Consider the following 20,475-nt stretch of genomic DNA (forward strand, 5'->3'; position numbering starts at 1 on the left):
CCGCCGGCCCGCTTCATCGTCTATCGTCGATGAACGATGAAGGAGGTGCCGTGCTGGACCGCGCCACCGCCGAGACCTACGCCGGGTGGTTCCGGGCCCTGGCCGACCCGACCCGGGTGCAGATCCTCACCCTGCTGGCCTCGGCCGGCACCCCGATGACGGTCGGGCAGATCGTCGGGCACGTCGACGTCGGGCAGTCCACCGTCTCCGCCCACCTGAAGATCCTCACCGAAGCCCGGTTCGTGCTCGCCGAACCGCGCGGCACCGCCCGGCTCTACCGGGTCAACCAGCGCTGCGTGTCCGGCTTCCCGACCGCCGCCGACGTCGTCATGGGACGCGCCGCCGTCACGTTCGAGCAGGTGTGCCCGTGAGCCTCGACCGCTACGCCGGCGCCGCCCGCCGGGCGCTGGCCGGGGAAAGCCCCGGTCTGATCACCCGCACCGACCGGCTCGGTGCCGTCCACTACGCCGGCGAAGACGCCCCGGCCGCGGTGGCCGCGACCAGCCTCGGCTGCGGCAACCCGGTGGCCGTCGCGGACCTCCGCCCCGGCGAGACCGTGCTCGACCTCGGTTCCGGCGGCGGGCTCGACGTCCTGCTCTCCGCCCGCCGGGTCGGCCCCGCCGGCCGCGCCATCGGTCTCGACGCGACCGAGGAGATGCTCACCCTCGCCCGCCGCCACGCCGAACAGGCCGGCGTCGCCAACGCCGAGTTCGTCCACGGCACCATCGAACGGATCCCGCTGCCCGACGCCTCGGTCGACGTCGTCATCTCCAACTGCGTCATCGCGCTTTCGGCCGACAAGCCGGCGGTCTTCCGCGAGATCGCCCGTGTCCTGCGCCCCGGTGGCCGCCTCGGGATCACCGACCTCCTGGCCGCCGCCACGCTCACCGACGCCGAACGCGCGGCCGGCACCGCCGAATGCCTCGGCGGCGCGCTCACCGCGGAGGACTACCGGGCGCTGCTGCGCGACGCCGGGCTGACGGGCATCGACGTCCGCACCACCCACGAAGTCGGGGACGACCTGCACTCGGCGATCATCCGCGCCACCCGGCCGGCGCCGGTCCGGGTCGTTCCCTTGACACCGGCCCACGCGGAGGAGGTCCTGGCGATCTACCAAGCCGGCCTCGACACCGGGGACGCGAGCTTCGAGACCAATGCGCCCGGGTGGCCCGACTGGGACGCCGCCCACCTGCCCGCGCACCGGTTCACCGCGCTCGGCGCCGCCGGCGAGGTCCTCGGCTGGACCGCCGTCACCGCGGTTTCGTCCCGGTGCGTCTACGCCGGGGTCGTCGAGCACAGCGTCTACGTCCACCCGGCCGCGCGCGGGCGCGGGGTCGGCCGGGCGCTGCTCACGGCGTTGATCGACTCGACCGAGGCCGCCGGGGTGTGGACCGTCCAAAGCGGACTGTTTCCCGAGAACGCGGCGTCCCGGAAGCTGCACGAGCGGGCCGGGTTCCGCGAGGTCGGCGTCCGGCGGCACCTCGGACGGCACCACGGCCGGTGGCGCGACGTCATCCTGGTCGAACGGCGCAGCACGGTGGCCGGCCGCGCCGGTCAGGCCACGTCGTTCCAGACGTAGTCCAGGCGGTTGCGCACCTCCACCACGCCGGACAGCTCCCGGATCAGCCGCGTCACCGGGTCGATGTCGCTGCGGCGCTCGACGCGGCCGACGACCGTCACGATCCCGGCGCGCACCTCCACGCGCACGCGGTCCGGGCCGAGGTTCAGCTGCTCGCGCAGCACGCGGTCGCTGACTTCCCGTTCGAGGTCCGCGTCGCCGCGGGTGAAGACGCGCACCAGGTCGCGGCGGGCCAGCACGCCGGCCAGCTTCCCGTTGCGCAGCACGAACAACCGCCGCACACCGGTGCGCGCGAACTTCGCGGCGGCGGCCGCGAGCGGGGCGTCCGCGTCGATCGTCACGACGGGGCTGGTCATCAGGTCCCCGGCGGTGCACGCCGTGGCCTTGCGGGCCAGCCGGCGGTCCCGCCACCGGGGCTTCGGGTCCTCCCACAGGTGCGGCAGCAGGTCGGCTTCGGAGACGACACCGACGAGCGCGCCGGTCTTGCCGAGGACGCCGACCGCGCTGATCCCGTTGCCGGTGAGCAGTTCGGCGATGTCCTTGAACGGCGTCTGCGGGGAGACGGTGATCGGGTCGGCGGTCATCACCGCGGAGACCGTGGTCATGGCACAACTCCTCGTGGTTCAGCGGTTTTCGGTACGGACGACCATCACCGGGCAGGCGGCGTGGTGGAGCAGGGCCTGGCTCGTCGAGCCGAGGACGAGGCCGGTGAAGCCGCCCCGCCCGCGGCTGCCGACGACGACCAGCTGCGCGCCGTGGCTCGCGGAAAGCAGGCGGGAGCGCGGCTTGTCGTGGTCGACCCGGCGCTCGACGGTGACGTCGGGGTACTTCTCCTGCCACCCGGCGAGCCGCTGCGCGAGCAGCCGCCGGCCGGACTCGCGCAGGGATTCGCCCTGGAAGGCGACGTTGCCGTCGCTGAACAGGCCGGCGGTGTCGCCGTCGTGCCAGGTGTAGAGGGCGACGAGCGGGGCGTTGCGGATCGCGGCCTCCTCGAAGGCCCACGCGATGGCGGCTTCGCTGAGCGGGCTGCCGTCGGCGCCCACGACCACCGGGCCGTCGACGCTTTCGTTCCCGCGCACGACGACGACCGGGCAGTGCGCCTTGGCGGCGAGGTCGACGTCGGGCGAACCGCTGAACAGTCCGGCGATCGGGCCGACGGGCTCGCCGGTGACGAGCAGCCGGGCGCGGCCGGACACCTCCAGCAGCCCGGGAACCGGCCCGCGGTCGCTGGCTTCGGTGGCGATCTCCAAGCCCGGGACGGCGGCTTCGAGGGTGGCGCGGGTGTGCCGCAGCAGCTGATCGGCTTCGGCTTCCTTGACGGCGAGCCAGTCCGACGGCGGGTAGACCTTGCCACCGAACGCGGTGTCTTCGTAGCCGTAGGCGCTGAAGACGAGCAGCGAAGCGTGCCGCCGGGCCGCCTCCGCGGCCGCCCAGAGCGCGGCCGCCGCGGCGCTTTCCGAGCCGTCCACGGCCACCACGATCGGCGGATTTCCGGCTGCGCTCATGACGTTCCCTCCGGGGTTCAAGTTCGTGAGGCCGACGGTAGGCCGCCCGCGAAGGCGGCCGCTGCGGTCGTTCGTCCCCGCCCCGAGTGACCTTCGGCCGCTCCCGGCCGGGCTACCCCGCAGCGGCCCAGCTCCGGTAAGCCCGCACCGCCGTCGGCAGCGTCGGGAAGATCCGCTCCTCCCCCACCTTCGCCACCAACCCCGCGGCCACCAGGTCGTCCCGCAAGTCCTGCTTCACCCGCGCCATCGCGAACACGACCCCACGCCGCGCCAGGTCCTCCCTAAGCCGGTCGAGAGCGTCCGCCGCCGTCACGTCCAGCTCCACGTTCGCCTCCGCGTTCAGCACGAACCACCGTGTCCCGTCGTCCGCCGCCGCCGAGGCGCGCCGGCGGAAGTCCTCCGCGTTCGCGAAACACAGGGGCGCGTCGTAGCGGTACACCACCAGGCCCGGCTCGGTCGTCGCCGCCGGGTAGTCGTCGACGTCGTGCATGCCGGCCAGGCCCGGCACCGTGCCCAGGATCCCGTCGTGCGGGCGGGCGATCCGGCGCAGCAGATCCAGAATGGACAGTCCGACGGCGGCCAGCACGCCGTACAGGACCCCGAGCCCGAGCACCCCGGCGGTGGTCAGCAGGGCGAGCACGAGCTCGCTGCGCCGGAACCGGGCGAACCGCCGCAGCTCGCGCACGTCCACCAGGTGCCACGCGGCGAAGACCACCAGCGCGCCGAGCGCCGCCTTGGGGAACGCCGCCAGCAGGGGCCGGGCGAACAGCACCGTGAGCACCACCGTCGCCAGCGCGACCAGCGAGTGCAGCTGGGTCCGGCCGCCCACCGCCGCGCCCAGCGCGGTCCGGCTGCCGCTGCTGCTGACCGGGAACCCGCGCAGGAGCCCCGCCGCCACGTTCGCCGCCGCGAGCGCGCGCAACTCCTGGTCCGCGTCGACCTCCTCGCCGCGGCGGGCCGCGAACGCCCGTGCGGTCAGCACGTTGTCGGAGAACCCGACGATCGCGATGCCGACCGCCGGCAGCACCAGCTGCCCGATGTCGGCCGCGGAGGCGCCGGACCCCGGCGGCGGCAGCCCGGCGGGCAGCGCACCGACGACGTCGACGTCCGGGAGCCCGGTCGCGACCGCGGTCGCCACGGCCATCGCCACGAGCGGCCCGGGCGCCCACGGGGTGAACCGCTCCAGCAGGAAGAGCAGAGCCAGCACCCCCGCGGCCAGCCCGACGACGGGCCACCGCACGTGCGCGAGCCCGGCGAAGAAGGAGCCGGCCTCGGAACCGAAGTCCCCGCCGCCGACCGGTACCCCGGTGACCTTCCCGAGCTGGCCGGTGATCATGAGCACGGCGACCCCGGCCATGTACCCCGTCAGCACCGGCTTCGACAGCAGCTCGGCGAGCACCCCCAGCCGGGCCAGCCCGGCGACCAGGCAGAGGCCGCCGACCATGATCGCGAGCACCGAGGCCAACGTCGCGTAGTGGCCGGGGTCGCCCGCCGCCAGCGGCGTCAGGACCGCCGCCGTCATCAACGCCGTCGTCGACTCCGGGCCGACCGACAGCTGCCCCGACGAACCCAGCAGCGCGTACACCGCCAGCGGGCCGAGCGCCGCCCACAGCCCGGCGACCGGCGGCAGGCCGGCGACCTCGGCGTAGGCCATCACCTGTGGCACCAGGTAAGCGGCGACGGTGACCCCGGCGACGACGTCCCCGCGTAGCCACGAACGCCGGTAGTGGCGCAGGCGGGCGAGCCCGGGCAGCACGGCGGAGGAGTTCACGCACCCGAGGATGCGGGCCGGGAGTACCCCGGTGCTGCGGCCGGAAGTCCCACCGCCGGGGGACTTCCGGCCGCAGCCGCGCGCGCGGAGCCGGCCTACCTTCGGCGCAGGACCCCCGTTTCCAGGAGTTTCCATGACCAGAACGGACCAGCCGATCGTCGCCGGGGCGGACGGGTCGGGCGAGGCGCTCGACGCCGTCCGCTGGGCCGGCCGGGCCGCGCGCCTGCACGACGTCCCGCTGGAGATCGTGCACGCCCTCGACTTCTCGGCGCTGCTCGCCGGCGGCGTCGTCCCGCCGCCGGAGGAGATGAAGGACGTCCTGCGCGCGCACGGGCAGCGCTTCCTGCGCGCGGCGCGGGAAATCGCCGAAGCGCAGGGCGCGCCCGCCGTCACCACCCGGCTCGACCCCGACCGGGCCGCGCCGGCGCTCATCGACGCGTCGCGCAAGGCTTCGCTCGTCGTGGTCGGCTCCGGCGGGCGCGGCAGGCTCACCGGCCTGCTCGCCGGCTCGGTCGCCTCGGCCGTCGGCGCGCACGCGTGCTCGGACGTCGTGGTGGTCCGCGGCGACGCCTGGGACGAGCCCGGGGCCGCGGACCGGCCGGTGGTCGCCGGGATCGACGGCAGCGAACCGAGCGGCCGGATCCTGGCGGCGGCGGTCGCCGAAGCGCGGGCCCGGCACGCCCGCCTGGTCGTGGTGCACGCGTCGACCGACGATCCGCACCGCCCGGAAACCGAGCCGCACGTGGACCCGCGGACGGCCACCGACGCCGGGGAGCGGCTGCTCACCGGCCTGGCCGGCGCGCACGACGCCGACGGCGTCCGCATCGAGCGGGTCGTGGTCCGCGGTCACCCGCGTCGCGAGCTGATCGAACGCAGCGCGGCCGCGCAGCTCGTCGTGCTCGGCGACCGCGGCCGCGGCGGCTTCCCCGGCCTGCTGCTGGGCTCCACCGGACAGGCGCTGCTGCACAACGCGGCCTGCCCGGTGTACCTGGTGCGCACCGCCTCCTGAACGGACCGAAGTCCTCTCGCCGACGGGCCTTCGCCCCACCCGGACCGGGGCCACCGGGCCCCGGGAACCGGGCGGTCCGGCCCTCGTTCCCCGGCCTCGCGCGGCGGACTCTGGATCCCGACGAAAGCGAGGCCCCCATGGACAGCCAGCCCGGATCCGCGCCGGCGACCACCGCCGAGCCGACGTCCCCGCTCCGCAACCGCCGTGACCGGCTGGCCCTGCGCCCCGCCGGCGTCACCGACCCCCGCTACGCCGACGTCGCCGACGGTCGGCTGGCGCGGACGCTGACCGCGGAGGACCGGTCCGAAGAGGACGGTCTGGACCCGCTGGAGCGCATCACCTGCCGCACCCACCGCCGCTGGCTGCACGACTGCGTCGCCTCCCCGCTGCACGTCGTCATCGTCACCGGCACCCGCTGGTGCCGCGCCTGCGAATGCGCCCTGACCGTCGCAATCGACCAGCCGGCCGGCGACGTCTCGGTGTGCTGTCCGTCCTGCCGCGAGACGCCCGCGACGCGCGCCACCCGCCAGCTGGTCCGCGCCTGCCGCGCGAGCCTGGCCGCCGCGTACGACCACTGACCCCGCGATGACGCGCAGCCGGCTCTACCGCAGCGGGGTCCTCGAGCGGGAGGACTTCCCGGCCGCCGAGGCCGCCCGGCACCTCGCCGACCCGTCGGTCACCCTGTGGCTCGACCTGGACGCGCCCACCGCGCCGGACCTGGCGGCGCTCGCCGCCGAACTGGGCCTGCACCCGCTCGCCGTGGCGTCCGTGCTCGACGACGACCACCAGCGGCCCAAGCTCGTCCACTACGACCGGCACTCCTTCCTCGCCGCGTACACCGTGCGCGTCACCGACGGCGCGCTCACGGCGTCGGAGATCGACGCGTTCCTCACCGAGCGCGTGCTGATCACCGTGCACCACAACAACACCGCCGACATCGACGCGCTCACCGAGCGCTGGGACAGCACCCCCGAGCTGGCCAAGAACGGCGCCGCGTTCCTGCTGCACGGTCTGCTCGACTACCTCGTCGACTCCCACCTCGACGCCGTCCAGGTGCTGGACGAGCAGGTCGAAGCGCTCGAAGACCTGGTGTTCGCCGACCACGTCGACCACACGGACCTGCAGCGCCGCTCGCTGCGGCTGCGCCGGAGCCTCAGCCGGCTGCGCCACCTGGCCGTGCCGATGCGCGAGATCGTGGCCTCGCTGATGCGCCGCGACGACACGCTGCTGCCGTACTTCCAGGACGTCTACGACCACGTCCTGCGCGTGACGGAGTGGACGGAGTCGTTGCGCGACCTGATCGCGACGATCCGCGAGACGCAGCTGAGCATCCAGGGCAACCGGCTCAACACGATCATGAAGAAGGTGACGAGCTGGGCGGCGATCATCGCGGTGCCGACCGCGATCACCGGGTTCTACGGGCAGAACATCCCCTACCCCGGCTTCGGCCAGGCCTCGGGGGTGTGGGTCTCGACGCTCGCCATCCTGGTCATCTCGGGGACGCTGTACGCGCTGTTCAAACGCCGCGACTGGCTCTGACCAGTGCCCCTCCGGCATCGGTTTGATGGATTGATATAGTCATCAAACCAGGAGGTGAGCCGATGCCCGCGAGGTCCCGGACGACCGAGCCGCTCTACCGGATCAAGGCCGACCTGTTCAAGTGCCTCGCGCACCCGACCCGCATCCAGGTGCTGGAAGTCCTGGCCGCCGCGGGCGACGAAGGCGCCCCGGTGACCAGGCTGCTCGACGTGACCGGGTGCGAGGCTTCCCAGCTCTCCCAGCACCTGGCCGTCCTGCGCCGGTGCGGCGTGGTCACCTCGACGCGCACCGGCAACGCCGTGGAGTACTGGCTCGCCCAGCCCGTGGTCGCCGAGCTGCTCGTGGTCGCCCGCGCCTTCCTGCTGGCGAGTCTCCGCCCGGGATCGGACCAGCTCCGCCTGGCCCGGGACCTGCCGCCGCTTCCGGGCGCGAGCCCGCAGGCCGTTCTCGACGCGGTCGCGGAGCGCGGGTGAGCGGGCTCCCGGCGGTCAAGGCCCTGCTCCCCACCCGCGACGACTACGACTTCCGCCCGCCGGTCGTGCGGGCCGACATCCTCGCCGGGGTGACCGTCGGCGTCGTGGCGCTGCCGCTGGCGCTGGCGTTCGGCGTCAGTTCCGGCGCCGGCGCCGCGGCCGGGCTCGTCACCGCCGTCGTCGCCGGGGTGGTCGCCGCGGTCTTCGGCGGGTCGCCGGTCCAGGTGTCCGGGCCGACCGGGGCGATGGCGGTGGTGCTGGCGCCGGTCGTCGCGGCCCACGGCGCTTCCTCGGTGGCGCTCGTGTCGATCATGGGCGGTGTCCTCGTCCTCGTGGCCGGCGCGGCCCGGCTGGGCAGGCTGGTCGGTTTCCTGCCCTGGCCGGTCGTGGAGGGCTTCACGCTCGGCATCGCGTGCATCATCTTCCTGCAGCAGGTCCCGGCGGCGGTGGGCACGACCGCGGCCCCGGGGCGGAACCCGTTCCTCGCCGCGGTGGCGGCCGTGGCCGGAACCGGACCGGCGGTGGGCTGGACGGTGGCCACCGTCGCCGTGGTCGCGGTGACCATGCTCGTGCTGCCGCGGCTGCACCGCGGGATCCCCGCGTCCCTGGTGGCGGTCGCCGTGACGACCGTCGCCGCCGAGGCTCTCCACCTCCCCGTTCCGCGGATCGGCGCGCTGCCGGCCTCGATCGACGCCGCCCTGCCCTCCTTCACGCCCGGCGCGCTCGGCGACCTGGCCGGCGGGGCCGTCGCGGTGGCCGCACTGGCGGCGATCGAATCCCTGCTGTCCGCCCGGGTGGCGGTGGCGATCACCCGCGGCGGCCCGCCGGTCGGGCCGACCCGGCCGGACCGCGAGCTCGTCGGGCAGGGGCTGGCCTCGATCGTGAGCGGCCTGTTCGGCGGGATGCCGGCCACCGGCGCGATCGCGCGCACGGCGGTCAACGTCCGCTCCGGGGCCCGGACCCGGCTTTCCGCCGTGGTGCACGCCGTCGTCGTCCTGGCGGTGATCTACACCGCCACCGGGCTGGTGTCCCGGATCCCGCTGGCCGCGCTGGCCGGCGTCCTGATGGTCACCAGCCTGCGGATGGCACCCGCGGGCACGATTCGCGACGTGGTCCGCGCGAGCCGGTCCAGCGCGGTGACCTTCGCCGTCACCGCGATCGTCACCGTGGCGGCCGATCTCATCCTCGCCGTCGAAATCGGCCTCGTCGTCGCGGCGTTCTTCGCCCTGCGGACCCTCGCCCGGGCCGCCGGCGCCCGCCGGGAGCCGCTCCCGGGTGCCGCCGAGGCAGGCGACGAGCACATCGCGCTGTTCCGGTTCGAAGGCGCGATGTTCTGGGGCGCCTCCGAACGCGTCCTGACCGGAATCGCCGACGCCGCAGCCGATGTCCGCGTCGTGATCCTCCGGCTGTCCCGCCTGCACCTGCTCGACGCGACCGGCGCGCGGGCGCTCGGCGACACCATCGAGGAGCTGGAAGCGAGCGGGGTCACGGTTCTGGTCAAGGGCGTGCAGGACCGCCACCACCACGTCCTCGCCGCCACGGGCGCACTCGGCAGGCTCGGCCACGAAGACCACCTCTTCGCCAGTCTCGACGACGCGGTCGAGCACGCCCGGGTCCACGCCCGGGCCACCTCGGCTCCGGCGCCCGGCTGAGCCCCGGAGCGCGACCGCGACGACCGGCTCCCCATGCCATCGGCAAGATCGCGTGCGCGCTGCCCACCTCACCGCGGGACAGCACCTGCACCCTCGAGAACTCGGGCCGGGCTACGAACTCCGCTTCCTCGACACTCGCGGCCGGGCTTCCCGCCCCGCACCCCCGGTGAACCGCTGCCACAGCAGCTTGTCCGCCTCCACCACCGCGAACGCCACCACGGCCGCTCCCAGCACCCACAGCCACGACACCGGCCCCACCGGCGCGGTGTGGAACGCCGTGTTCAGCACCGGCACGTACGTCAGCGCCAGCTGCAGCCCCGCCGTCAAGGCGATGCCCAGCGCGAACATCCGGCTGTGCCCCGGCCACGCGCGCAGCACCGGACGGTCGAGGGAGCGGCAGCTGAGCAGGTAGGCGGCCTGGACCCCGACGAACACGTTGATCGCGGTCGTCCGCGCCTGCTCGATCGCCGCACCGGATCCCAGCTGCAGGCGGTACGCGGCGAACGCGGCCACCACCTGCAGGATCGACACGAGCACGACCCGGCGCAGCAGCGCCGCGGTGAACAACGGCCGCGAAGGGGGCCGGGGCGGGCGCCGCATCACCCCGGCTTCGGTCGGCTCGAACGCCATCGTCAGGCCCAGGAACACCGCCGTCGTCATGTTGATCCACAGGATCTGGACCGGCACGATCGGCAGCGTCGCCCCGAGCACGATCGCCACCAGCACGACCATGCCCTCGCCGATGTTCGCCGGCAGCGTCCACGCGATGAACTTGCGCAGGTTGTCGAACACCCCGCGGCCCACCCGCACGGCCGCCTCGATCGAGGCGAAGTCGTCTCCGGTCAGGACCATGTCCGCGGCCTGGCGGGCGGCGTCCGTGCCGCCCGCGCCCATCGCGACCCCGATGTCCGCGCGGCGCAGCGCCGGAGCGTCGTTCACCCCGTCGCCGGTCATCGCGACGACGTGCCCGCGCCGCTGCAACGCCCGCACCAGCTCCAGTTTCTGCCCCGGAGACACGCGCGCGAACACACTCGTGCCCGCCACGGCGTCGTCGAACTCCCCCGGTGCCAGACCGGCCAGCTCGGTTCCGGTGAGCACGCCCGGGGACTCGGCGAGACCCACGGCGCCCGCGACCGCGAGCGCCGTCCCGGCGTGGTCGCCGGTGATCATCTTGACGTCGATGCCCGCGCTCCGGCAGGCCGCGACCGCGGTGACCGCCTCCGGCCGCGGCGGATCCTGCATCGCCTGCAGGCCCAGCAGAACGGGGCTCGGCGTGAGCCGGGCGAACGCGAGCACCCGCAGGCCCCGCGCGGTCAGCGTCCGGTGCAGCCGGTCGAGCGCGGCCCGGTCGAGCGGACGTTCGCCGCCGCCGGGGAGCAGCTCCGTCTCACACCGGGCCGCGACCTCTTCGACCGCGCCCTTGAGGTAGGCGACCGAACCGTGCACCGTCGTCATCGTCCGGGTTTCGGACTCGAACGGGACCGTCCCCGTGCGCGGCGCGGCGGCCCGGATCGCGGCCGGGTCCAGCCCGGCCCCGGCCGCCGAGACGAGCAGCGCGATCTCCGTCGGATCACCCTCGTCGAGCTCGGCGTCGTTGCACAGGACGCCGGCGACGAGACACTCCCGCAGCTCGCTTCCCGCCCGCACCAAGGGAATCACCTCGCCCGCCGCCGCGAGGGTCGTCACGGTCATCCGGTTGCGGGTCAGGGTGCCGGTCTTGTCCGTGCAGATCACCGTCGTCCCGCCCAGCGTCTCGACGGCGGGCAGGTGCCGGACGATCGCGCCGCGCCGGGACATCCGCACCACGCCGATGGCCAGCACGATCGCCACCGCGGCCGGCAGCCCCTCGGGGATCGCGCCGACGGCGAGGGCGACGACCGCGGTGAACATCTCCGGCGCCGGCGTGCCCCGCACGACGCCGAGCGCGAACGCCCCGGCCGAAACCGCGACGATCACGACGCTCAGCTGCCGCGAAAACCGGGCCAGCTTGCGTGTCAACGGCGTGGTGACGGCTTCGGCGGTGGCCACCAGGTGCTGGATGCCGCCCAGCTGGGTGGCGCCGCCGGTCGCGACGACCAGGCCGCGGGCCTGGCCGCGGGTCACCAGCGTCCCCGAGTACGCCGAGCCGGTGCGGTCGGCGACCGGGGCCGGCGCGGGCACCGGATCGGCGGACTTGACCACCGGCACCGATTCCCCGGTGAGCGCGGACTCGTCGACCTCGGCCAGGTGCACCTCCGCGAGCCGCACGTCGGCGGGCACGCGGTCGCCGGCGGTGAGCTCCACGACGTCACCCGGCACGAGCCGGGCGGCGGGGACGCGCCGCGGGACGCCGTCCCGGACGGCGGTCGCCTCCACCGGCACCATGGTCGCCAGTGCTTCCAGCGCCCGCTGCGCCCGCGACTCCTGCACGAACCCGACGACGGCGTTCAGCAGCACGACCCCGCCGATCACCCCGGCGTCGACGTGCCCGCCGAACACCCACGTCACCACGCCCGCCAGCAGCAGCACGTAGATGAGCGGGTTGTGGAACTGGGCGAGGAACCGCCGGAGCGGCCCCGGTCCGGCGGGCACCGTCACGGTGTTCGCGCCGAAGCGGCGCAACCGCGCTTCGGCCTCCTCACCGCTCAACCCGGCGCGTGGATCGACGCCGAGCCGCTCGGCGACGGCGGTCACCGGCAGCGCGTGGAACTCGTTCGCGTCCGTCACCGTTCCCGAGCTCACCGCGCCGCCTCCAGGCTTTCGTCATCCGTTCCGCGGGTCACCGCGGCCAGCCGGGCGGCGAACGCCGCCGGGGTCGCCGACGCGGCGCGCAACGCGCGCTGCCGGCCCGCGCCGCCGGCCCGGGACTGGATCGCGCAGCAGCCCCGCCGCACCTCCTCGAGGTCACCGGCGGACACCAGCGCCGGCCGCACGTGGGCCAGCAAGTCCGCGACGAGCTTCTCGGCCGGGGCCGTCGATCCGGTGGTGACGTCCAGCCCCGGTCCGGCCAGGCCGTGCCGCGCGGCGGTGCGCAGCGACCGCGCGATCACCGAGTCCGGCGGCGGCCGCCGCGGTGCGCCCCCTTCGCCGAGCGCGGTGACCACGAGCGCCCGCACCAGCCCGGCGAGCACGACGGCGTCGCCGACGTCCAGGCAGACGTCGGCGACCCGCACCTCCACCGTCGGGTGCCGCGGCGAGAGCCGGGCGTAGAAGTACACGGCGCGAGCGTCCGGCGCGGCCCCGCTCCGGATCGCTTCCGCGACCGCCGCGTCGTACTCGGCGACGTCCCGCCACGCGGCCGGCGGCCGGGCCGTCGGCCAGCGCGACCACAGCGGGTACCGGGCACTCGCCCACCCCGAGTCCAGGCCGTCGACGTACGGCGAGTTCGCGCTCAGCGCCAGGAGCACGCCGAGCCACGGCCGCAGCCCGGCGAGCGCCCGGACCCCGGCGGCACGGGACGGGATCCCGACGTGGACGTGGCAGGCGCACGTGCCCGCCCCCGCCACCAAGGTCGGGAACCGGGCGGCCAGCCGCTCGTACCGGGCGTCGGCGGTGACCAGCGGCGCGCCGCCGAACGGCGCGACGGCGGTGGCCACGGCCACGCACCCCGCGTCGTCCGCCGCCTCGCCCACCCGCTGCCGCAGCCGGGTCAGCTCCCCGCGGAGCCCGGCCAGCGATCCGCACACGCCGGTCACCGTCTCGACCTGGAAGCGCAGGAACTCCGGCACCACACCGGGCTCGCCGCCCAGTGCGCCGAGAAGCCGCGGCGCCGCCGGGACGACCGTCCCGGTCCGCGCGTCGAGCAGCACGAACTCCTCCTCCACGCCGACCGTCAAGCCCCCCACGGCGGTCAGGAGACGACGCGGCCCAGGGCCGCACCCCACGCTTCGGCGCGCTCGACCTCGCCGGGCTTCGGGCCGGCGTCCGCCGGCTCGGTTTCGACGAAGAAGCTCTCCGCGGGCAGGACGAGCACGCAGCCCCGCCGGCGCAGCCGCTTGGCCTCGCCGAGCGACGCGGCCCCGGTGAGCAGGCGCGGCTTCGCCAGCCGGGTGTCGAAGGTCGCGGCCGGCAGCTTCGCCGGCAGGGACTCCAGCGAGTCCAGCCACTCGCGCACGCCGGTGTGCGAGCGGGTGGGCCCGTCCGCCTGCTCGGCCGCCGCCTTCCGCGTCGCGGCGCGGCTCATGGCGTGCACGTGCGTGGGGCCGCCGACGACGAGCAGGCCGACGCCGGTGAGGTCCCGTGGCGCTTTGTCGACGTTGACCACCTCCACCGGAGCGGACCCGGCCAGCCCCTTGCCGATGGCCTCGGCGATCTCTTCGGTGGCACCGAACATCGATTCGAAGACGACGAGGATCCGCATGTCCGCTCCTCTCAGTGGTCCAGCCGGACCGGCTTGTGGGTGAGGGCTTCGATGTCCCCCGCCGCGCACTCGAGCAGGTTGTGCGCCAGGTCGCTCAAGGCGCGTGACGTGGCGAGCTCGTCGCCGACCTCGGGGACGTCGCGGTCGGCCGGGTTCAGCCGGGCGACGCCCGTCCCGGAGATGCGGGTGTCGTCGGCGGTCTCCAGCCGGGCGGTCGCCCGGGTGCGGCCGTCGTCGTCTTCGTCGATGTGCACTTCGACGTGCCAGCGTTTCTCCTGCACAGTTCCTCCTCAGGTTTCTTCGGGCACCATTTCGATGGCGCCGCAGGGACATTCGGCGACGCAGATCCCGCAGCCCTTGCAGTAGTCGAGATCGATCGCGTACTTCTCGCCCGGTTCGAGCTTGAGCACCGCGTTGTCGGGGCAGACCCCGTAGCAGTTGTCGCATTCGAAGCAGTTGCCGCACGACAGGCAGCGGCGCGCCTCGAACAGCGCGTTCGACGCGTCGAGGCCGCCCTTGATCTCGTCGAAGGTGGACACCCGGCGCGACAGGTCCAGGTGCGGGCGGACCTTCCGGTCGGCGTCGCTGTAGTACCAGGTGTTCAGGTCGTCGAACGTGGCCTCGCGCCGGGCGGGCGGGGCGGGCACGGCGGTGCCGCGCAGCCAGGCGTCGATCTGCCGGGCGGCCTTCGCCCCGTGCCCGACCGCGACGGTCGCGGTCCGGCCCGAGGGCACCATGTCCCCGCCCGCGAAGATCCCGGCGTGCCCGGTCATCATCCCCGGGCCGACGCGCACGACGCCGTGCTCGCGCTCGACGTCCGGCAGACCGTCCACCAGGGACAGATCGGTGTCCTGCCCGAGGGCCAGCACGACGCTGTCCGCTTCGAGCCGCTCGAACTCGCCGGTCGGTTGCGGGAAGCCGGAGCCGTCGAGCCGCATCTTCTCGATCGTGATGCCGTCGCCGTCGATCTCGCTGATCGTCGACAGCCACCGCATCGCGACGCCCTCTTCGGCCGCCTCGGCCACTTCGGACTCGTGGGCGGGCATCCGGTCGCGCGTGCGCCGGTAGACCACCACGGCGTCGGTGGCGCCGAGCCGTTTGGCGGTGCGCGCCGCGTCCATCGCGGTGTTGCCGCCGCCGTAGACGGCGACGCGGCGGCCGAGCAGCGGGCGCTCGCCTTCTTCGAGGCCGTGCAGCAGGGAGATCGCGTCGAGCACCTTGGCCGAGTCGCCGGCCGGGATGTAGGCGCGCTTGCCGATCCGGGCGCCGACGGCCAGGAAGACGGCGTCGAAGCCACCCTCCTCCTTCGCGGCCGGCACGTCGGTGACCCGGCGGTGCTGCTCGAAGACCACGCCCATGGCACGGATCCGGTCGATCTCGGCGTCGATGACTTCGCGCGGCAGCCGGTAGCGCGGGATGCCGTAGCGCATCATCCCGCCGGGCGCGGCTTCGGCGTCGCGAATGGTGACGGCGTGCCCGAGCCGGGCCAGGTGGTAGGCGGCCGACAGACCGGCGGGCCCGGCGCCGACGACGAGGACCCGGTGGCCCGACGGTGCCGCGACCGGGATCGTCCAGCCCTGCTTGATTGCTTCGTCGCCGAGGAACCGCTCGACGGAGTTGATGCCGACGGCTTCGTCGAGCTGGCCGCGGTTGCACGCGCTCTCGCACGGCCGGTAGCAGATCCGGCCGAGCACGGCGGGCAGCGGGTTGTCGGCCATGATCTGCCGCCACGCGTGCTCGTAGTCCCCGGATTCGGCGTGGTAGAGCCACTTCTGGATGTCCTGCCCGGACGGGCACGCCTGGTTGCACGGCGGCAGCAGGTCGACGTAGACCGGCCGCTCGGTGCGCCAGGCGCCGGTCTTGTTCGCCCGGCTCGAGCCGACGTCGAGCGTGATCGCGAACGGCTTCTCGTGCTCCACTTCACGCCTCCCCGAGCAGGTCGTAACGGCGGATGTTCCGGTCGGCCTGCGCCTGGATCCCCGCGATGACGCCGGTCCGCGGTTCGTCGCCGAACAGGTGCGCGTACCGGGTCTGCGGCCGCAGGTAGTCCTCGACCGGCACCCGGTGGCGGATCTTCGAAGTCGTGACGACTTCGCCGTACTCGGCCTCGAACACCGGGAAGAGCCCGCTTTCCTTGGCCAGCCGGGCGATCCGGATGGTGTCGTGGGACGCGCTGCCCCAGCCGAGCGGGCACGGCACCAGCACGTGCAGGTAGCGCGCGCCGTGGAACTCCATCGCCCGCGTCACCTTCGCCTCCAGGTCGCGCAGGTCCGCGACGGTCGCCGTCGCCACGTAGGGGATCTCGTGCGCCATCGCGATCATCGGCAGGTTCTTGCCCTGCCCGAACACCGCGCCGGGCTCGGGGCCGACCGCCGGGGTCGTCGCCGTGCGCGCGGCGGCCGGCGTCGCCCCCGACCGCTGGACGCCGGTGTTCATGTACGCCTCGTTGTCGTAGCAGATGTAGAGCACGTCGTCGTCGCGCTCGAACATCCCGGACAGGCACGCGAACCCGATGTCGACGGTTCCGCCGTCGCCGCCTTGGCCGACGACGCGGACATCGGTGCGCCCCTTGGCCTTCATGGCCGCGGCGACGCCGGTGGCCACGGCCGGGGCGTTGCCGAACAGCGAGTGCAGCCACGGGATCCGCCACGACGTCTCGGGGTACGGCGTCGAGAACACCTCCAGGCAGCCGGTCGCGTTGACCGCCACCATCCGGTTCCCGGTCGCGCGCATGGCCGCGTCGAGCGCGTACCGCGCGCCCAGTGCCTCGCCGCAGCCCTGGCAGGCGCGGTGCCCACAGTCGATGGAGTTGATCCGCTCGCGGTCGGACTGGACGCTGCGCTGGTCCGCACCGAGCAGCCGGCCGCCGACCGCGAAGCTGCCGGTCTGGTAGAACTTGATCGGCGTCACTGCCATGTCGTCACCCGATTCGCGAGGCGACCGCTCCGAGGTCGCGCAGGATGTTTTCGGCCGTCGGCCCCGACCGGCGTGCGGCCGCGAGGCGACCGAGTTCCCGGTCGATCAGCGCACGGTCGAGGTCCAGGAAAGTCAACGGCGGCAAGCGGTCCGCGGCCCGCAGCACCGCGGTGAGGGACGTCTTCGTGATCGCCCGGCCGCCGAGCCCGGCGACCACCGTGTGCACCTCGGCCGCCGGCGCCGCGGTGACGACGTTCTGCGTGACGATCCCGCCCACGCCGGGCTCGAAAGCCCGTTCCAGGACGACGACGCGCCGCGCGTGCCCGATCGCCGCGCGCACGGCGTCAGCGGGGAACGGCCGGAAGCACGTCAGGCCCAGCACCCCGATGCGCAGGCCGGTTTCCCGCAGCTCGTCGACGGTGTCCTTGAGCGTGCCCAGCACCGAGCCGAGCGCGACGACCACCGTCTCGGCGTCTTCGGTCCGGTACGACCGGGTCAGCCCGCCGGAGTTGCGGCCGAACGCCTCGGCGAAGCGGTCCGCGACGTCCGGGACGACGTCGAGCGCCTCCATCAGCCGCGCGTGCGCGAGGTAGCGCACCTCGGTGAAGGCCTCGGGACCGACCATCGCCCCGATCGACGACGGCTCGTCCGGGTCGAGCACCTGCCGTGGTTCGTAGGGCGGCAGGAAGGCGTCGACCTCTTCCTGGGCGGGCGTGTCGACCGGCTCCCAGGCGTGGGTGAGCACGAAGCCGTCCATGCACACCATCACCGGCGTGGACAGCTCTTCGGCGATCCGGAACGCCTGGACGTGCAGGTCGGCCGCTTCCTGGTTGGTCTCGGCGTAGAGCTGGATCCAGCCGGCGTCGCGCAGGGCCATGCTGTCGCTCTGGTCGTTCCAGATGTTGATCGGCGCCCCGATCGCGCGGTTCGCCACCGTCATCACGATCGGCAGGCCGAGCCCGGACGCGTTGAACACCGCTTCGGTCATGTACAGCAGCCCCTGGCTGGCGGTCGCGGTGTAGGCCCGCGCGCCGGCGGCGGACGCACCGATCGCCACGGACATCGCGGCGAACTCCGACTCGACGTTGACGAACTCGCACGGGGCGAGCGCGCCGGACTTCACCAGCTCCGCCAGGCCTTCGACGATGTGGGTCTGCGGCGAGATCGGGTACGCGCAGACGACTTCCGGGCGGCACAGCGCGACCGCGTCGGCGACGGCCCGGGAACCCTCAATCTGCCTGAGCACCGGTCAGCTCCTCCCGCTCGGCGCGCACGAACCCGTAGGCCGCGGTGGCGGCGGCGATGTTGCCGTCGGCTTTCGGCCCGCCGAACCGGCCGGCGATCGCGGCGATCACCGAGCGCAGCTCGACCACTCCGGTCAACGCGGCGAACCCGCCGAGCAGAGCGGCGTTGGGGACCGCCCGGCCCAGGTGCTTCTTCGCCAGCTCGGTCGCGGGCACGACGAGCAGGCGTTCCCGCCGGAACCCGCGGACGAACTCGCCCAGTCCCAGCTCGTCGAAGCCGTGCGCGGAGTTGACGAGCAGGTAGCCCTCCGGGTTCAGGCCCTCGAAGACGTTCACCTGGTGCAGCAGGGTGGCGTCCTGGATGATCAGCGCGTCCGGCCGGACGATCGGCTCCCTCGTCCGGATCACCGCGTCGGAGATCCGGCAGAACGAAACCACCGGCGCACCGGTGCGTTCCGAGCCGAAGCTGGGGAACGCCTGCGCGTGCCGTCCTTCGGTGAACGCGGCGACCGACAGCAGCTCGGCCGCGGTCACCACGCCCTGGCCGCCGCGGCCGTGGATGCGGACCTCGGTCGTGCTCATGCGCTCGGGTACTTGGCGAGGATGTCCCGCAGCGCGGAGACGAACCGCAGGGACTCGTCGTGCTCGCGCTGCCAGACGTTGCGGCCGAAGATCAGCCCGGTCGCCCCGGCTTCCATCGACTCGCGGGCCTTCTCGAGCATGGCCTCGTCACCGGCCTTGCCGCCGCCGGACACCAGCAGCAGCGTCCGCCCGGCGGAGCGGACGACGGCGTCGATCGCCTCCTGGCTGGTCGTTTCCCGCGCGTAGGCGCCGGGGACGTTGTCGATCTTCGCCGGGTGCGGGAAGTTGACCTTCACGACGTCGGCGCCGAGTTCGGACGCGGTCCGGGCGGCGTAGTCGACGGCGTAGAACGAGTCGCGCCCGCCCTTGGCCTCGATGGCCGAGCCGCGCGGGTAGGCCCAGACGATCAGCGGCATCCCCAGCCGGTGCGCGTCGGCGCGGACCTGCCGCAGCTGCGCGAAGTCCTGTTCCTGGGCGGGAGTGCCGACGTAGAGGGTGTAGCCGACGGCGTCGGCGCCGAGCCGGACGGCTTCCTCGACGCTGCCGTGCAGCGGGGACAGCGCCTCGGCGTCGGACGGGATCTCGGTCTTGCCGTTGAGCTTCAGCACCAGCGGCAGCTCGCCCGCGTAGTCCCAGTAGAACTTCTCGGCCAGCCCGATCTGGATCGCGATCCCGTTGAAGCCGCCCTCCATCGCCAGCTTCAGGACGTACTTCGGGTCGCCGGCGGCCGGGTTGGCGAAGAAGTCGCGGGGCCCGTGCTCCAGTCCCTGGTCGTAGGGCAGGAAGAACGCCGTTCCGTTGCGCAGGCCGTGCTCGTGCAGGATGCGGTGCAGCCGGGTCTTCTTGCCGGTGTTCAGCCCGAGCTCGGCCAGCGGGGGACGGTGCGCCATGGCGGCCTCCGGGAGTAGCTGGATGCGTGACGAGCCCAGCAAATCGCGCCGGGGTGACCGCCACCGCTGGCGAACGCCCCCGGCGCCGGGGCCCTCGGTCACCGGCCCGAGGGACCATCGGCTCTGCCGCGGGCGGCACCCCGGTGGCGAGACTTCGGCGCATGAAGGTCGACGAACTGATCGCGAAGGCGAAGGACGGGCTGGAGACCAGGATGGTCTACGGCGAGCCGTACGAGGTCGACGGCGTCACGGTGATCGTGGCTTCGTCCGTCGGCACCGGCGGTGGCGGCGGGGACGGACGCGACGAGAACGGCCGCTCCGGCGAAGGAGGCGGCTTCGGCCTGTCGGCCAAACCGGTCGGCGCGTACGTCATCAAGGACGGCAAGCTCCGCTGGGAGCCGGCGGTCGACGTGAACCGCCTGCTGGCCACGCTGGGCGCGGTCGTCGTGGCCACGCTCTTCGTCGCCACGCGGCTGGCGAAGTTCAAGTACCGCGCCGAAACCGATGAGCGTCCCTGAGCTGGCCCCGCTGGGCCCGGCCCGCTGCCGCGAGCTGCTCGCCTCCGTCGCGGTCGGCAGGCTGGGCTTCGTCCGCGACGGGCGGCCGGCGATCCGGCCGGTCAACTTCACGGTGGCGGGCGAGGCGATCTGGCTGCGGTCGGGCCGCAGCTCCTGGGCCGACCGGCTCGACGGGCAGCCGGTCACGTTCGAAGCCGACTCCTACGATCCTGGCGGCCACACCGGCTGGAGCGTGATCGTCACCGGGACCGCGACCCTCACCACGGACGTCGAAACGGTGGCCGCCCAGCTCGGCGCCGGCCTGCGCTCGTGGGCTCCCCCGCCGCGCGACCGGCTGCTGCGGATCGGCGTCGACCGGATCGAGGGCAGGTACCTCGGGCCGCGGCCGGACCCGGACGGGGTGCACCCCGGCAACCGTCTCACCGGCCGCTGACCGCCGTCGGGCACAACGGGACGCA

Annotated in this window: 21 protein-coding genes; 9 read left to right on the forward strand and 12 right to left on the reverse strand. The window is 74.1% G+C overall.

From position 1 onward, the window contains the following. The first annotated feature begins 29 nt into the window (after window positions 1–29). Together ACWEVP_RS20785 and ACWEVP_RS20790 are read left to right on the forward strand one after the other, a co-directional pair. Window positions 30–371: an ArsR/SmtB family transcription factor gene (locus ACWEVP_RS20785; RefSeq protein WP_452064193.1), complete on the forward strand. Its 342-nt coding sequence runs from the start codon at window positions 30–32 to the stop codon at window positions 369–371. Continuing rightward, window positions 368–1,579, forward strand: coding sequence for a GNAT family N-acetyltransferase (locus ACWEVP_RS20790; protein ID WP_452064194.1), 1,212 nt, complete (start codon window positions 368–370; stop codon window positions 1,577–1,579). Before ACWEVP_RS20785 ends, ACWEVP_RS20790 begins: the two co-directional genes overlap by 4 nt. Here ACWEVP_RS20790 and ACWEVP_RS20795 read toward each other — a convergent pair. The 3 genes from ACWEVP_RS20795 to ACWEVP_RS20805 all read right to left on the reverse strand — a co-directional run bounded on the left by ACWEVP_RS20795 (window position 1,555) and on the right by ACWEVP_RS20805 (window position 4,855). Next, window positions 1,555–2,184: a CBS domain-containing protein gene (locus tag ACWEVP_RS20795; RefSeq protein ID WP_452064195.1), complete on the reverse strand. Its 630-nt coding sequence runs from the start codon at window positions 2,182–2,184 to the stop codon at window positions 1,555–1,557. The two genes, ACWEVP_RS20790 and ACWEVP_RS20795, sit on opposite strands and share 25 nt — an antisense overlap. Window positions 2,185–2,202: 18 nt before the next feature. Then, window positions 2,203–3,084, reverse strand: coding sequence for a universal stress protein (locus tag ACWEVP_RS20800; RefSeq protein ID WP_452064196.1), 882 nt, complete (start codon window positions 3,082–3,084; stop codon window positions 2,203–2,205). A 112-nt stretch (window positions 3,085–3,196) separates the two neighbouring features. Next, window positions 3,197–4,855 (reverse strand): SulP family inorganic anion transporter, encoded by a 1,659-nt coding sequence (locus ACWEVP_RS20805; RefSeq protein ID WP_452064197.1) that lies wholly within the window; start codon window positions 4,853–4,855, stop codon window positions 3,197–3,199. 133 nt (window positions 4,856–4,988) lie between these two features. On the opposite strand from ACWEVP_RS20805, the gene ACWEVP_RS20810 reads away from it, so the two are divergent. The 5 genes from ACWEVP_RS20810 to ACWEVP_RS20830 all read left to right on the forward strand — a co-directional run bounded on the left by ACWEVP_RS20810 (window position 4,989) and on the right by ACWEVP_RS20830 (window position 9,528). Then, a complete protein-coding gene (locus tag ACWEVP_RS20810; RefSeq protein WP_452064198.1) occupies window positions 4,989–5,864 on the forward strand; it encodes a universal stress protein in 876 nt (291 codons plus the stop codon). Window positions 5,865–6,001: 137 nt separating this feature from the next. Continuing rightward, window positions 6,002–6,442: a hypothetical protein gene (locus ACWEVP_RS20815; RefSeq protein ID WP_452064199.1), complete on the forward strand. Its 441-nt coding sequence runs from the start codon at window positions 6,002–6,004 to the stop codon at window positions 6,440–6,442. Between the two features lie 7 nt (window positions 6,443–6,449). Next, a complete protein-coding gene (locus ACWEVP_RS20820) occupies window positions 6,450–7,403 on the forward strand; it encodes a magnesium transporter CorA family protein (RefSeq protein ID WP_452064200.1) in 954 nt (317 codons plus the stop codon). Between the two features lie 62 nt (window positions 7,404–7,465). Beyond that, window positions 7,466–7,876, forward strand: coding sequence for an ArsR/SmtB family transcription factor (locus ACWEVP_RS20825; protein ID WP_452064201.1), 411 nt, complete (start codon window positions 7,466–7,468; stop codon window positions 7,874–7,876). Continuing rightward, complete coding sequence (locus ACWEVP_RS20830) at window positions 7,873–9,528, forward strand: SulP family inorganic anion transporter (protein ID WP_452064202.1); 1,656 nt, start codon at window positions 7,873–7,875, stop codon at window positions 9,526–9,528. The genes ACWEVP_RS20825 and ACWEVP_RS20830 overlap by 4 nt, the downstream gene beginning before the upstream one ends. A 111-nt stretch (window positions 9,529–9,639) precedes the next feature. Here the strand turns inward: ACWEVP_RS20830 and ACWEVP_RS20835 are convergent, their stop codons facing one another. From ACWEVP_RS20835 to ACWEVP_RS20875, 9 genes are read right to left on the reverse strand one after another with little or no spacing between them, the layout of a single operon-like run. Then, complete coding sequence (locus tag ACWEVP_RS20835) at window positions 9,640–12,249, reverse strand: cation-translocating P-type ATPase (protein ID WP_452064203.1); 2,610 nt, start codon at window positions 12,247–12,249, stop codon at window positions 9,640–9,642. Next, window positions 12,246–13,352 carry a carboxylate-amine ligase gene (locus ACWEVP_RS20840; RefSeq protein ID WP_452064204.1) on the reverse strand — a complete coding sequence of 369 codons (1,107 nt, stop codon included), beginning with the start codon at window positions 13,350–13,352 and terminating at the stop codon, window positions 12,246–12,248. Before ACWEVP_RS20840 ends, ACWEVP_RS20835 begins: the two co-directional genes overlap by 4 nt. Window positions 13,353–13,357: 5 nt before the next feature. Continuing rightward, window positions 13,358–13,867 carry a flavodoxin family protein gene (locus tag ACWEVP_RS20845; RefSeq protein WP_452064205.1) on the reverse strand — a complete coding sequence of 170 codons (510 nt, stop codon included), beginning with the start codon at window positions 13,865–13,867 and terminating at the stop codon, window positions 13,358–13,360. A gap of 11 nt (window positions 13,868–13,878) precedes the next feature. Next, complete coding sequence (locus ACWEVP_RS20850) at window positions 13,879–14,148, reverse strand: DUF1876 domain-containing protein (RefSeq protein ID WP_452064206.1); 270 nt, start codon at window positions 14,146–14,148, stop codon at window positions 13,879–13,881. 9 nt (window positions 14,149–14,157) lie between these two features. Continuing rightward, window positions 14,158–15,786 (reverse strand): NAD(P)-binding protein, encoded by a 1,629-nt coding sequence (locus tag ACWEVP_RS20855; RefSeq protein ID WP_452064207.1) that lies wholly within the window; start codon window positions 15,784–15,786, stop codon window positions 14,158–14,160. 1 nt (window position 15,787) lies between these two features. Next, a complete protein-coding gene (locus ACWEVP_RS20860; RefSeq protein ID WP_452064208.1) occupies window positions 15,788–16,783 on the reverse strand; it encodes a thiamine pyrophosphate-dependent enzyme in 996 nt (331 codons plus the stop codon). Between the two features lie 4 nt (window positions 16,784–16,787). Continuing rightward, entirely contained in the window at window positions 16,788–18,029 is a 1,242-nt protein-coding gene (locus tag ACWEVP_RS20865) for a transketolase C-terminal domain-containing protein (RefSeq protein ID WP_452064209.1), read from the reverse strand. After that, on the reverse strand, window positions 18,013–18,609 hold the full coding sequence (locus ACWEVP_RS20870) for a 2-oxoacid:acceptor oxidoreductase family protein (protein ID WP_452064210.1): 597 nt from the start codon (window positions 18,607–18,609) through the stop codon (window positions 18,013–18,015). The genes ACWEVP_RS20865 and ACWEVP_RS20870 overlap by 17 nt, the downstream gene beginning before the upstream one ends. Beyond that, entirely contained in the window at window positions 18,606–19,499 is an 894-nt protein-coding gene (locus ACWEVP_RS20875) for a class I fructose-bisphosphate aldolase (RefSeq protein WP_452064211.1), read from the reverse strand. The genes ACWEVP_RS20870 and ACWEVP_RS20875 overlap by 4 nt, the downstream gene beginning before the upstream one ends. A 161-nt stretch (window positions 19,500–19,660) precedes the next feature. Here ACWEVP_RS20875 and ACWEVP_RS20880 point away from each other — a divergent pair, with 161 nt between their 5' ends. Then, entirely contained in the window at window positions 19,661–20,017 is a 357-nt protein-coding gene (locus tag ACWEVP_RS20880; protein ID WP_452064212.1) for a spore germination protein GerW family protein, read from the forward strand. Then, window positions 20,004–20,450 carry a pyridoxamine 5'-phosphate oxidase family protein gene (locus ACWEVP_RS20885; RefSeq protein WP_452064213.1) on the forward strand — a complete coding sequence of 149 codons (447 nt, stop codon included), beginning with the start codon at window positions 20,004–20,006 and terminating at the stop codon, window positions 20,448–20,450. Before ACWEVP_RS20880 ends, ACWEVP_RS20885 begins: the two co-directional genes overlap by 14 nt. Window positions 20,451–20,475: the final 25 nt, after the last annotated feature.

This window comes from Amycolatopsis sp. NPDC003865 (genome assembly GCF_053605345.1).

What these genes read in the sequence shown, in the direction of transcription:
- ACWEVP_RS20800 (WP_452064196.1), bottom strand. Translation starts at nt 3,084, where the DNA reads ATGAGCGCAGCCGGAAATCCGCCGATCGTGGTGGCCGTGGACGGCTCG.
- ACWEVP_RS20825 (WP_452064201.1), top strand. Translation starts at nt 7,466, where the DNA reads ATGCCCGCGAGGTCCCGGACGACCGAGCCGCTCTACCGGATCAAGGCC.
- ACWEVP_RS20845 (WP_452064205.1), bottom strand. Translation starts at nt 13,867, where the DNA reads ATGCGGATCCTCGTCGTCTTCGAATCGATGTTCGGTGCCACCGAAGAG.
- ACWEVP_RS20875 (WP_452064211.1), bottom strand. Translation starts at nt 19,499, where the DNA reads ATGGCGCACCGTCCCCCGCTGGCCGAGCTCGGGCTGAACACCGGCAAG.
- ACWEVP_RS20820 (WP_452064200.1), top strand. Translation starts at nt 6,450, where the DNA reads ATGACGCGCAGCCGGCTCTACCGCAGCGGGGTCCTCGAGCGGGAGGAC.
- ACWEVP_RS20880 (WP_452064212.1), top strand. Translation starts at nt 19,661, where the DNA reads ATGAAGGTCGACGAACTGATCGCGAAGGCGAAGGACGGGCTGGAGACC.
- ACWEVP_RS20870 (WP_452064210.1), bottom strand. Translation starts at nt 18,609, where the DNA reads ATGAGCACGACCGAGGTCCGCATCCACGGCCGCGGCGGCCAGGGCGTG.
- ACWEVP_RS20785 (WP_452064193.1), top strand. Translation starts at nt 30, where the DNA reads ATGAACGATGAAGGAGGTGCCGTGCTGGACCGCGCCACCGCCGAGACC.
- ACWEVP_RS20795 (WP_452064195.1), bottom strand. Translation starts at nt 2,184, where the DNA reads ATGACCACGGTCTCCGCGGTGATGACCGCCGACCCGATCACCGTCTCC.
- ACWEVP_RS20885 (WP_452064213.1), top strand. Translation starts at nt 20,004, where the DNA reads ATGAGCGTCCCTGAGCTGGCCCCGCTGGGCCCGGCCCGCTGCCGCGAG.
- ACWEVP_RS20815 (WP_452064199.1), top strand. Translation starts at nt 6,002, where the DNA reads ATGGACAGCCAGCCCGGATCCGCGCCGGCGACCACCGCCGAGCCGACG.
- ACWEVP_RS20810 (WP_452064198.1), top strand. Translation starts at nt 4,989, where the DNA reads ATGACCAGAACGGACCAGCCGATCGTCGCCGGGGCGGACGGGTCGGGC.
- ACWEVP_RS20860 (WP_452064208.1), bottom strand. Translation starts at nt 16,783, where the DNA reads ATGGCAGTGACGCCGATCAAGTTCTACCAGACCGGCAGCTTCGCGGTC.